Source organism: Caulobacter segnis, assembly GCF_003243465.1.
Lineage (GTDB): Bacteria > Pseudomonadota > Alphaproteobacteria > Caulobacterales > Caulobacteraceae > Caulobacter > Caulobacter segnis_A.
The window spans coordinates 1-11,292 of record NZ_QFQZ01000030.1 but is presented as its reverse complement, the minus strand read 5'-3'; the positions used below and the strand labels follow the sequence as shown (position 1 = coordinate 11,292).

Sequence of the window (11,292 nt, the reverse complement as noted above, 5' to 3'; positions counted from 1 at the left end):
AACACCGTTCCATGACCTATACGAACGCAGACATCGCCGCCCTCGCCGAGGGGCTGGTGGGCCACACCTTGCCCAAGGACCGCTGGACGCATGCCGCGCACCTGGCCGCCACCCTGCGGCTGGTCCGCACCCGCGACGCCGGGCTCGAGCGCGACCTGCCGGGGATCATCCAGACCTACAACGTCGCGGTCGGCGGGGTGAACGACGACGCCAGCGGCTATCACGAGACCATCACCCAGGCCTACCTCGCCGCCATCCGCGCCTTCGTCGCCGCCCTGCCGCCGGGAACGGACGACGCCGAGGCCGTCGCCCTTCTGCTGGCCACGCCGATGGGCGACAAGGCTTGGCCGCTGACCTACTGGTCGCGCGAGCGGCTGTTCTCGGTCGAAGCCCGCCGCCGCTGGGTGGAGCCGGACCTGAAGGCGCTGGAGCACCCGCCCACATAAGATCCCGATCTTCCCGGCGAACGCCGGGACCCAGATCGAACCCAAGGACGCTTCTCGCCGCAGCGCCGCGCCATGGCGCATCATCCCAAAACGCTCCGGATGAATCTGGGCCCCGGCATGAGTTCACGCTTGGGCGCGCGAAGCGCGACCCGTGGCGCCGGGGAGGTCGGAAGGGTAGACGCGCTTTTCTTGAACCGTCTGTACAAAAAACCCAAAGACCAACCGCCGCGCTTGGTCTAGGAGCGCGCCATGCGCTCACGCCTCCACGCCCTGGTTCGCGGCAAGACGCCGCTTCGTCCGATCGACGCCCTGCGCGGCGGCGGCGGGGCGCTGCTGGGGCTGCTGTTCGCCGGATTGCTCGGACGGCTGGCGGTCGGGGGCGGCGACTGGCTGCATCCCCTGCTGGTGGCGCCGATCGGAGCCTCGGCCGTGCTGGTCTTCGCCGTGCCCGCCAGCCCCCTGGCCCAGCCGAGGGCGGTGCTGGGCGGCAACCTCGTCTCGGCCCTGATCGGGATCACCGTGGCCCTCCTGATCCCCCAGCCGCTGATCGCCGCGCCGCTGGCCGTTGGGCTGGCGATCGGGACCATGATGTTGCTGGGCTGCCTGCACCCGCCGGGCGGCGCGGTGGCCCTGATCTGCGTGATCGGAGGGCCCGCGGTCGCCAAGGCCGGCTATCTGTTCGCCCTCAATCCCGTGGCGATGGACTCGGCGCTGCTTACCGGCGCTGGCGTCGCCTGGGGACGCCTGACCGGCCACGCCTATCCGCACCGCGCGCCGGTCGCGCCCGCCAGCCCGCACCTGACCAAGGACCCCGCCCCCGCCGCCCGGATCGGCTACAGCCCCGTCGACCTCGACCAGGCCCTGGCGCGCTACGGCGAGCTGCTGGACGTCAGCCGCGAGGATCTGGACGCCCTGTTCCGCCAGGTCGAGCTCTCCGCCGCCCAGCGCCTGCACAGCCAGATCCGCTGCGGCGACGTGATGTCCCGCGACGTGATCAAGCTGCATCACGACCAGTCCGTCGAGAGCGCCTTGGCCTATCTCGGCGAGCACGCGCTGCGCGCCGCGCCGGTGGTCGACGCCGACGACCGCGTCATCGGCCTGGCCCGCCGGGCCGAGCTGCAGGCCAACCGCCGCCGCACCGTCGAGGCGGCGCTGGACCCGTTCGTCCACAAGGTTGCCGAAGCGACGCCGATCGCCGCCCTGCTGCCGATCCTCTCCAGCGGCCACACCCACGAGGCCATGGTCGTGGACGGCGAGCGCCGCTTGATTGGCGTGATCACCCAGACCGACCTGATCGCGGCGCTCTACCGCGCCCACGTCGTCGAGGCGGTCGTGGCGGCTTAGCGTGAAACCCTCTCCCCGCCCTCTCCCGTCGGGAGAGGGGTTTTCGCGCGCGGCTTGCGCTTCGGCTTAATCTCCACCCCCAACCGCGCCAGCACCTCGCGCGCGGCCCGGTCGGTCTCGTTGACCGGCGCGTAGCTCCAGCCGTGGAAGGCGCCGCCGTAGGGCCTCGCCGCGCCCATGCGCTCCAGCTCCTCGTGGAACAGGCGGAACTTCAGGCTCTGGCCGTCCATCTTCAGCACGAACACCGGCTTGCCGGTCGAGGCCGCCTCGGTGGCCATGTTGGTCGAGTCCTCGGTCACGAGGATGTAGTCGGCCGCCGCCAGGAAGGCGAAATAGGGGTTGGGCCCCTCTCCGTCCCAAATCACGCCCGGCAGGTGGCGCAGGCGGGCGGTCATCAGGGCGCGGGCCGGCTCGGGCGTGCGGCGCGAGAAGGTCATCATCAGCGAGCCGCCCTCCTGCTCCAGAGGGATCTGAATCGAATGGGCGATCTGGGCGGCGCGCTCGCTGGACAGGTCGAAGGCCTTGGACTTGCCGCCGACCAGCACCGCCACGCGCGGATGCGGCAGCTTGTCGATCAGGCGCTTGAAGGCCTTGGCCTCGCTGGCCAGGCGTTCGGGCGTCACCCGGTGCGGCGAGCCGGTGATCGGCAGGACGTTGTCCCCGGAGAGACGGTCGTGCTTGGGCGGGATGACCAGGTCGAACATGGTGACCGGGACGCGGGGGTCCTGCACCTGCACGACATAGGTCTTGCCGCCCGACCAGCGCCTGGCGCGGATCGAGAGGGGCAAGGTGGCGCGGCCGGCGGCCAGCCAGACATCCGGCCAGGCCTCGGGGTCCTTGGGGCCGGGGATGTCGCTCTCGGGCGTCAGCCAGCGACGGGGGAAGAGGTTCAGCCACCAGGGCAGCCGCCCGGTGCGGCCCTTCCAGGCCACGCGCTTGACCGTGACCTCGCAGGGGACCAGGCGCGACAGGGCGTCGGCCAGGCCCACGACCTGGGCCTCGATGCCGGCGCGGCCGTCGGACACGGCCCAGACCTTCAGCGGAAGGGCGGGCGGCGGTTTCGGCGTTTCGGTCAAGTCCCGCCCCTAGACAACGAAAACGAAACAAGGCCGCCCTGGCGGATGCGCCGGGAACGACCTTGTCTAGTTCGATCAGACTTGTGGCTGAGCTAAGGCGAAGCGCCTTACAGCCACTCGACCTTGGTGATCTCGTAGGCCTTGACGCCGCCGGGCGTGTTGACCTCGACCACCTCGCCGACTTCCTTGCCGATCATCGCGCGCGACAGCGGCGAGGACAGCGAGATGCGGCCCGACTTCACGTCGGCCTCGTGGTCGCCCACGATCTGGTAGCGAGCCTCTTCCTCGGTGTCCTCGTCGATCACCGAGACGGTGGCGCCGAACTTGACCTGCTTGCCCGACAGCTTGGACACGTCGATGACCTGGGCGCGGGCGATCTTGTCCTCGATCTCGGCGATCTGGCCTTCGATCCAGCCCTGGCGTTCCTTGGCGGCGTGGTATTCGGCGTTTTCCGACAGGTCGCCGTGCGAGCGCGCCTCGGCGATCGCGGCGATCACGGCCGGTCGTTCGATGGTCTTCAAACGCTTCAGTTCTTCGTCGAGGGTCTGATAACCCCCGACGGTCATCGGCACTTTTTCCATTGCGGATTTTAGCTCGGACGCCTTGGGAGGAAAGACTTCCGGTCGCGGGCGCTCGTGACCGGGGGCTGGGAGGATAGGCGCCCGGTTCTGGATAAGCAAGAGGGGCCGGACTTGAGGTCAAGCTTAGGGCCTTTCCCGCGATCCGACCGTCCCTGGCCAACGCCAGAGCCCGGATTCATCCACGGCGCCTAAGGTTGAAGCGCTCCAACGCGCCGCGGCGCCCATTCGTTCCAAGGAAATCGAAGCGGAATGGCTCTAAGCTCGCAGCCGCTCCATCGGCGAGGGGCCGTGCGGCAGGTCGAACTGGTCGACCAGCTCGGCCAGCAGGGCCGCGTCGCCGTTGAGGGTCTGGGTCGCCTCGGAGGTCTCCTCGACCATGCCGGCGTTCTCGCGCAGCCCCTGGTCCATTTCGGCGACGGCGCTGTTGACCTGTCCCAGCCCCTGGGCCTGGGCCTGGGCCGAACCGGCGATCTCCGAGACCAGGGCGTCGATCTCCGAGATCTGGGTGACCATCCGCTGCAGGGCCTCGCCGGTGCGGCCCACAAGGCCGACGCCGGTTTCGACCTGGCCGGTCGAGGTCGAGATCAGCTGCTTGATCTCCCTCGCCGCCTCGGCCGAACGCTGAGCCAGGGCGCGAACCTCCTGGGCGACCACCGCGAAGCCCTTGCCGCTCTCGCCCGCGCGTGCGGCCTCGACCCCGGCGTTCAGCGCCAGCAGGTTGGTCTGGAAGGCGATCTCGTCGATCACGCTGATGATATTGGTGATCTCCTGCGACGAGCGCTCGATGGCGGTCATGGCTGCGACCGTCTGCTCCACCACCTCGCTGGACCGTTCGGCGTCGTTGCGCGTGCGCGCGACCACGTCAGCGGCGCGCTTGGCGCCCGACGCCGTCTGGCTGACCGTCGCGGTGATGTCAGCCATGGTCGAGGCGGTCGCCTGCAGGCTGGCGGCCTGGCGCTCGGTGCGGCGCGCCAGCGACTGAACGGCCTCGGCGATCTGGTCGGAGCCCGAGCGAACGCCATCGACCCGCCCCTCGATCACCGTCAAGGTGTCCGCCAGCCGGTCGGCGGCGGTGTTGTAGTCCGAGCGAAGGGCCTCGTAGGCCGCGGCGAACTTGGTATGCAGCCGCGCGGTCAGGTCGCCGCGCGCCAGGTGCGAAAGCGCCTGCCCCAGGGCGGCGATGGCGGCGTCCCGCTGCGCCTCGGCCTGCCTATGCGCCTCTGCGTGGCCGAGCCGGCTCTCCTCTTCCGAGCGGCGCGCGCCCTCGGCGGCGTTCTGGGCGGTCCGCGCCTCGTGGACGGCGCCCTCCGCCTTGGCCCGCTCTGCGCGAGCTACTGCGAACATGTGATTGACGCTGGCGCTGATCGAGATCAGAGCGCCCGCTTCGACAATCAGGATGACGGCGTGGACGATCACGCGGCCCAGGCTCGCGGAGCCCGGGAACACCGCCTCAGGAAGCAAGTAGCTCAGGGCAAGATGATGCACGGCGATCGTCGCCGCGGCGGCGGCGATCACCACCCAGTCGCAATAGACCACAAGCAGGGCCAGGGCCGCGAAATAGGCCATGTGCATGTCGGTCTGCCACGCGTGGCCGCCCAAGGCCGCGACGAGCAGCGAGACCTGCGCCATCAGGGCCACCCCGACCAGCGCGCGGCCGGCCGAGCCCTTGCCCCTCCGCCAGGCCAGCGTGGCCCCGCCGGCGGTCAGGATCGCCGCAAGGCCCACCGCCGCGACGGGCCCATGGACCAACAGGCGCGCGCCCATCACCACAGGAACCATCACCCAGGCCAACAGCGCGATCAGCTTGCCGCCGACCTCGCGTTGCGCCTCAAGATTGGAGAAGACCAGCTTGAAGGGAGCTTTCATGGTTTAGCTTCCGAGGATATCGGACGGGCGCATACCCCGGCCATGGCGGGATCGAGCAGGAGAAGGGCCCCGGCGTCGCGCGCTCGCGCGGCGAGCCGGGCGGGATCGCCGCGCAGGATGACGATGAACGATGCGCCGCCGGCGCCGGCGATATCGCCAGCCTCGCCCGCCGCATCGAAAACCCGCGCCGTCGACCACCAGGGCGGGAACACCGCCGCGAGCCGATCGGGCATGCGGGGTTGGGCCTCCACCGCCACGGCCGCGACCAGGCTTAGCAACACCCCGGCGACGCCCAAGGCGATCGAGCCGGCGGCCGAGAACCGGCGCACGTGCTCAACGGACTCTGTCGCAGCGGTCGACATCAAGACGAAAGGACTCCTTAGCGCCCGGAAGGATAGGTCCAGACGCTAGGGCCACGATTGCGCGGGCGTTGGTTTGCCAAGCCTTAACTTTAACCTTGTGGCGACGCTTGGTCGCAGGCGGCGCGCCGTCAGGCGTAGGCGTAAGGCCCGCCGCGCTCCAGGGCGCGCTGGTAGGCCGGGCGGGCGTGGATCGTCTCCAGGAACGCCTTGACGTGCGGACGGCTGGCCGCCCCGGCCCGGTCGGCGCCGGCCTCCAGCGGGAAGCTCATGGCGATGTCGGCGGCGGTGAACTCGGCGCCCGCGAACCACGGCGCCTTGGAAAGCTCGGCCTCCCAGTAGTCGATGTGGGTCTTCAGCTGCGGGTCGACGAAGCCGGCCTGGGCCTTGGCGGCGATCGACTTGACCAGCGGCTTCATCAAGCCCGGGGCGCGGTTGGGCAGGGCCGAGAACACCAGCTTCAACAGCAGCGGCGTCATGGCCGAGCCCTCGGCGTAGTGCAGCCAGTAGGTGTAGCGCAGGCGCTCGGGCGTACCAGGCGCCGGGACGAGCCGGCCCTCGCCATAGGACCCGACGATGTGCTCGATGATCGCGCCGGTCTCGGCGATCACCGCGTCGCCGTCGGTGATCACCGGCGACTTGCCGAGCGGATGGACCGCCTTCAGCGCCGGCGGGGCCAGCATGGTCGCCGCGTCCCGCTCGTAGCGCTTGACCTCGTAGGGGACGCCCAGCTCCTCCAGCAGCCACAGCACCCGCTGGCTGCGAGAATTGTTCAGGTGATGAACGACGATCATGCGGTCTCTCTCCCGTATTTTGCCCAACAGATGACCGGGCGTTCAGCGTTCTGCAAGGTTTGCCAAGTCTTGTACCGCGCGAGTAGAGTTCGGGGGACTGGGATGACCGGAGCGTTCAGACGGCTGTCATTGGCGGGCAAGCTGATGGCGGCGGGCGGCGCGGCGCTGGGAGCCCTGCTGATCGTGGCCTCGCTGCTGATCAGCATCAGCAGCGGCCAGGCGGTGCGAAGTCTGGCCGAGCGTTACGCCGCCAGCATGACGGCCGAGACGGCCATGAGCGTCAAGAACGATCTGGACGACGCCGACGCGGTCGTGCGCGCGGCGGCGGGCATGTTCTCGGCCTCCTACGCCTCGGGCCAGCGCGACCGCGCCGCCTACATGGCGCAGTTGAAGCCGGTTTCAGCGGCGTCCAAGGCGATGCTGGGCGGCTGGCTGATGTTCCAGCCGAACGCCCTGGGCGACGACGCCGCCTTCGCCGGCCGCGCCGAGCTGGGCTCGACCCCGTCGGGCCGCTTCATCGGCTACTGGGTCCGCGACGGCCAGACCCTCACCGCCGAACAGGGCGAGGACGCCGAGTTCACCCAGGCGTTTTTCACCCGCAGTTTCCAGAGCGGTCGCCCGGCGATCCTGGAGCCCTATTCCGACAATGTCGCCGACGGCGGCCAGCAGAAGATGGTGCTGATGACCTCGATCACCTATCCGGTGATCGCGGGCGGCAAGACCGTGGGGGTGATGGGCGCGGATCTCGCGCTGGACGACATCGCCGCGCGGCTGAACGCCCTCAAGCCGTTCGACGACGGCCGCGCCATGCTGGTCTCGCCCGGGGGCCTGTGGGTCTCGCACCCCGACGCGGCCCTGCGCATGAAGGCCTATGCCGATCCCGGCCTCGAGGTGGTCAAGCAGGCCATGGCCGACGGCAAGCCGGCCCTGATCGAGGGCGTCAAGCTGAACGGCCGCAAGGCCCAGCGCCTGGTGGCGCCCGTGCGCCTGGCCTCCGGCGAGACCTGGGCCGTGGTCGCCGACGTCAGCGAGGACGCCCTGCTCGCCCCCGCCCGCCGCCTGTCGCTGGGCCTGGCCATCGGCGGACTGGCATTGCTGGCCGCCTCGCTGTCCGTGCTGGCCCTCGCCTCGCGCCGGCTGATCGCCCGTCCGCTGCTGACCCTGCGCGAGACGGTCAAGGGCCTGGCCGAGAACCGCTACGACCTGCCGGTGGCCGAGACCGAGCGCGCCGACGAGATCGGCTCGATTGCGAGAGCCCTCGAGACCCTGCGCAGCGAACTGGCCCGCGCCCAGGCCCTGCGCGACCAGCAGGACGCCCTGCGCCGCGCCGCCGACGCCGACCGCGACCGCGCCGCCGCCCTCTCCCTGTCTATCGACGAGCAGACCGGCGTGGTCCGCGAGGTCGGCGCGGCCCTGGCCGCCGTGGCCGAGGGCGACCTGTCGCGCCGTATCGCCGGTCCGTTCGCCGAGGTCTACGAGCCGCTGCGCCAGGACTTCAACAAGGCCGTCGCCAGCCTGGAGCAGGCGATCGGCGAGATCGCCGAGGCCGCCGACGCGATCGGCGCGGCCAGCGACACGCTCTCCAACGCCTCGGGCGAGCTGGCCCGGCGCACCGAACGCCAGGCGCAAGGCCTGGAGCGCGCGGCCGGCTCGCTGAACGCCGTGACCGGGGCCATGGGCGAGGTCGCCGGCGGCGCCGACGAGACCCGCCGCCTGGTCGCCTCGGCCCGTAGCGAAGCCGATAGCGGCGGCGCCGTGGTCACCGACGCCGCCCAGACCATGGGCCAGATCGACGCCTCCTCGCGCCGCATCAGCGACATCGTCGGCCTGATCGACGACATCGCCTTCCAGACCAATCTCCTGGCCCTCAACGCCGGGGTCGAGGCCGCTCGCGCGGGCGAGGCCGGGCGCGGCTTCGCGGTCGTGGCGCAGGAGGTGCGGGCGCTCGCCCAGCGCTCGGCGGACTCGGCCAAGCAGATCAAGGGCCTGATCACCCAGTCGGAAGCCAGCGTCGAGGCGGGCGTGGCCCTGGTGGAGAAGACCGGCGCGGCCCTGCACGGCGTCGCCGGCCAGATCGCCGGCATCGACGCGGCCGCCAGCCGCATCGCCGCCTCGGTGCGCGAGCAGGCCCAGGACCTGTCGACCGTCAACGCCGAGGTCGCCGAGATCGAGCGCTTCACCCAGCAGAACCTGGCCATGGTCGAGAGCGCCCGCGCCGCCGACCAGGCCCTGGCCGACCAGGGCGCGCGGCTGATGGACCTGGTGGGCCGCTTCCGCCTGAGCCGATCGCCGCTGCGGCGCGCGGCCTAGCCCCGCGGTGCCTTCACAGGCGGCGGGTCGCCGCCGCATTGTCACCGGGACAATGTTTCCGTTGCCCCGGCGCAAGCCAGGGCGCAAGCGAAGGCGATCCCGCCGACGGAGCGCCCATGTCCCACGCGTCCCTGCCCCTGCGCCACTTCCTGCTGGCCCTGGCCGTGGTGGCGGTCTGGGGCACGAACTTCGTGGTCATCCGCGTGGGCCTGGACCACCTGCCGCCGCTGCTGTTCGCGACCCTGCGCTTCACGCTGGTGCTGTTGCCGATGGCCTTCATCGTCAAGCGCCCGCCCGTCGCGTGGAAGAACCTCGCCGCCTATGGCGTGCTGATCGGGGCGGGGCAGTTTGGCCTGCTGTTCGTGGCGATGAAGGGCCACATCTCGCCGGGGCTGGCCTCGCTGGTCGTCCAGACCCAGGTGTTCTTCACGATCGGCATGGCCATGCGGATCAATCGCGAGCCGATCAAGGCCTTCCAGATCGCCGCCCTGCTGCTGGCGGCCTCCGGCATCGTGCTGATCGCCGCGCATGGCGGCGGCTCGGCGACGCCGCTTGGGGTCGTGCTGGTGCTGCTGGCGGCCGCCAGCTGGTCGGGCGGCAACATGGTCGCGCGCCAGGCCGGGACCGTGAACATGCTGGCCTATGTCGTGTGGGCCAGCCTGTTCTCGATCCCGCCGCTGTTTCTCATGTCGCTGTGGCTTGAGGGCTGGCCGGCCATCGTCAAGGGCGTGACCCACGCCGACGCCCTGACCTGGGCCGCCGTCGCCTGGCAGGCGATCGGCAACACCATGTTCGGCTACGCCGCCTGGGGCTGGCTGCTGGCGAGGCACCCGGCCGCCACCATCACCCCGATGGCCCTGCTGGTTCCCGTGTTCGGCATGGGCGCCTCTGCCCTGCTGCTGCACGAGGCCCTGCCCGCCTGGAAGCTGATCGCCGCGGCCCTGGTGCTGACGGGCCTGGCGGTCAATGTGCTGTGGCCGAAGGTCCGGGCGTGGAGAGCGGCGGCGGCTTGAGGCCTCTCTGCTCCCCCGCTGGGGGAGCTGTCGCGGAGCGACTGAGGAGGGCTTAGCCGGCTTAGGCCGAGCTGCCCCCTCCGGCCCTCTGGGCCACCTCCCCCAGCGGGGGAGGAGAGTTTGATTTGACCTCCGCCGCGTAAACCGCCCGACCCTCCCGCAAAACAGGGAGGCCGCCATGGCGACGCCGTTCGAGGTCAACTGGACCCGCGACCAGATCGACAAGGTCCTCACGCAAGTCCGCGCCTATGAGTTTCCGCCCGCACCCGAGGGCGGCGGCTGGGCCTATGGCTGCGATGCGGATTTCCTGAAGGGTCTCTGCGCCTACTGGACCGACGGCTTCGACGTCGGCGCGGTCCAGGCGAACCTGAACCGTTTCCCGCAGTTCACGGCGACGATCGAGGGCCTCGACATCCACTTCGTCCATGTGGTGGGCGAGGCGAAGGGCAAGCGGCCGCTGCTGGTCACCCACGGCTGGCCGGGCAGCCACTTCGAGTTCTGGGACGCCATCGAGCCGCTGGCCTTTCCCTCGCGCCAAGGCGGCGATCCGGCCGACGCGTTCGATCTCGTCATCCCGTCGCTGCCGGGCTTCGGCTTCTCGGGCAAGCCCTGGCGGCCGCTGGGCCAGCGGGCCACGGCGCGGCTCTTCAACACCCTGATGACCCGCGAGCTGGGCTACGAGACCTATCTGGCCCAAGGCGGCGACTGGGGCGGCCTGGTCACCTCTTGGCTGGGCCTCGACCACGGCGCCCACGCCAAGGCCATCCACCTGAACATGATCGGCCTGCGCCCCGCCGGCCCGCCGACAACCCCGGAAGAGATCGCCTGGATCACCGGCTTCGGCGCCCAGATGGACGCCTACGGCGCCTACTTTCGCTTACAAGCGAGTAAGCCGCAGTCCGTCGCCTGGCTGGGGGCGAGCAACCCCGTCGGCCAGGCCGCCTGGATCCTGGAGCGCTTCCACGACTGGGCGGACCTGTCGACCAAGCCCTTCGAGCAGGTGTTCAGCCGCGACCAGCTACTGACCAACGTGATGATCTACGTGATGACCGGCAGCTTCACGACCGGCGCCTGGTACTACCGCGCCCTGCTGGAGGAAGGCGGCCCGGTCTTGGCGCAGGGCCAGCGCTGCGAGACGCCGACCGCCTTCGCCAACTTCCCGGGCGAGAGCATCTACAAGCCCCCGCCCCGCTCCTGGGCCGACCGCGCCTACAACATCACCCGCTGGAGCGAGATGCCGCGCGGCGGCCACTTCGCGGCGATGGAGGAGCCGGGGCTGTTCGTCGACGACGTCCGGGCGTGGGCGCGCAGCGTCTAGGGGCGCGCTCAACTGCAGGGCTGAAAAGCCCTTACATCTCGAACACTCCCCCTCGTCATCCCGGGCGGCGAAGCCGACCCGGGACCCAGGGGCCAAGCGCAGTGAGGCCGCCCCTGGGTCCCTGTGTATTGCGAAGAAGGTCAAGCCTTGGCTTGATGGTTGGCGGGCGTAGCTCGTTGGGTCCC

At 70.5% G+C, this 11,292-nt stretch carries 10 protein-coding genes; 5 read left to right on the top strand and 5 right to left on the bottom strand.

Annotated features, from left to right (window positions below):
• The first annotated feature begins 11 nt into the window (after positions 1-11).
• Both DI526_RS11060 and DI526_RS11055 read left to right on the top strand, forming a co-directional pair.
• Complete coding sequence (locus tag DI526_RS11060; protein WP_304277568.1) at positions 12-446, top strand: hypothetical protein; 435 nt, start codon at positions 12-14, stop codon at positions 444-446.
• A gap of 249 nt (positions 447-695) precedes the next feature.
• Entirely contained in the window at positions 696-1,790 is a 1,095-nt protein-coding gene (locus DI526_RS11055; protein ID WP_304277567.1) for an HPP family protein, read from the top strand.
• Here DI526_RS11055 and DI526_RS11050 read toward each other — a convergent pair.
• The 5 genes from DI526_RS11050 to DI526_RS11030 form a co-directional block, all read right to left on the bottom strand.
• Positions 1,787-2,866, bottom strand: a complete 1,080-nt coding sequence (locus DI526_RS11050; protein ID WP_304277565.1) for a mitochondrial fission ELM1 family protein — start codon at positions 2,864-2,866, stop codon at positions 1,787-1,789. The two genes, DI526_RS11055 and DI526_RS11050, sit on opposite strands and share 4 nt — an antisense overlap.
• Before the next feature lie 107 nt (positions 2,867-2,973).
• Entirely contained in the window at positions 2,974-3,447 is a 474-nt protein-coding gene (gene greA / locus DI526_RS11045) for a transcription elongation factor GreA (RefSeq protein ID WP_066680888.1), read from the bottom strand.
• Positions 3,448-3,702: 255 nt separating this feature from the next.
• Complete coding sequence (locus DI526_RS11040; RefSeq protein ID WP_304277562.1) at positions 3,703-5,313, bottom strand: methyl-accepting chemotaxis protein; 1,611 nt, start codon at positions 5,311-5,313, stop codon at positions 3,703-3,705.
• Positions 5,310-5,675, bottom strand: a complete 366-nt coding sequence (locus DI526_RS11035) for a hypothetical protein (RefSeq protein WP_304277560.1) — start codon at positions 5,673-5,675, stop codon at positions 5,310-5,312. The genes DI526_RS11040 and DI526_RS11035 overlap by 4 nt, the downstream gene beginning before the upstream one ends.
• A gap of 128 nt (positions 5,676-5,803) precedes the next feature.
• Positions 5,804-6,466 carry a glutathione S-transferase gene (locus DI526_RS11030; protein WP_304277558.1) on the bottom strand — a complete coding sequence of 221 codons (663 nt, stop codon included), beginning with the start codon at positions 6,464-6,466 and terminating at the stop codon, positions 5,804-5,806.
• 102 nt (positions 6,467-6,568) lie between these two features.
• On the opposite strand from DI526_RS11030, the gene DI526_RS11025 reads away from it, so the two are divergent.
• The 3 genes from DI526_RS11025 (at position 6,569) to DI526_RS11015 (ending at position 11,107) form a co-directional block, all read left to right on the top strand.
• On the top strand, positions 6,569-8,776 hold the full coding sequence (locus DI526_RS11025; RefSeq protein ID WP_304277557.1) for a methyl-accepting chemotaxis protein: 2,208 nt from the start codon (positions 6,569-6,571) through the stop codon (positions 8,774-8,776).
• A gap of 116 nt (positions 8,777-8,892) precedes the next feature.
• A complete protein-coding gene (locus tag DI526_RS11020) occupies positions 8,893-9,789 on the top strand; it encodes an EamA family transporter (RefSeq protein WP_304277555.1) in 897 nt (298 codons plus the stop codon).
• Positions 9,790-9,967: 178 nt separating this feature from the next.
• On the top strand, positions 9,968-11,107 hold the full coding sequence (locus DI526_RS11015) for an epoxide hydrolase family protein (RefSeq protein WP_304277553.1): 1,140 nt from the start codon (positions 9,968-9,970) through the stop codon (positions 11,105-11,107).
• Positions 11,108-11,292: the final 185 nt, after the last annotated feature.

Coding starts and splice junctions, on each gene's coding strand:
- DI526_RS11060 (WP_304277568.1), top strand. CDS start 12: ATGACCTATACGAACGCAGACATCGCCGCCCTCGCCGAGGGGCTGGTG.
- DI526_RS11055 (WP_304277567.1), top strand. CDS start 696: ATGCGCTCACGCCTCCACGCCCTGGTTCGCGGCAAGACGCCGCTTCGT.
- greA (WP_066680888.1), bottom strand. CDS start 3,447: ATGGAAAAAGTGCCGATGACCGTCGGGGGTTATCAGACCCTCGACGAA.
- DI526_RS11040 (WP_304277562.1), bottom strand. CDS start 5,313: ATGAAAGCTCCCTTCAAGCTGGTCTTCTCCAATCTTGAGGCGCAACGC.
- DI526_RS11035 (WP_304277560.1), bottom strand. CDS start 5,675: ATGTCGACCGCTGCGACAGAGTCCGTTGAGCACGTGCGCCGGTTCTCG.
- DI526_RS11030 (WP_304277558.1), bottom strand. CDS start 6,466: ATGATCGTCGTTCATCACCTGAACAATTCTCGCAGCCAGCGGGTGCTG.
- DI526_RS11025 (WP_304277557.1), top strand. CDS start 6,569: ATGACCGGAGCGTTCAGACGGCTGTCATTGGCGGGCAAGCTGATGGCG.
- DI526_RS11020 (WP_304277555.1), top strand. CDS start 8,893: ATGTCCCACGCGTCCCTGCCCCTGCGCCACTTCCTGCTGGCCCTGGCC.
- DI526_RS11015 (WP_304277553.1), top strand. CDS start 9,968: ATGGCGACGCCGTTCGAGGTCAACTGGACCCGCGACCAGATCGACAAG.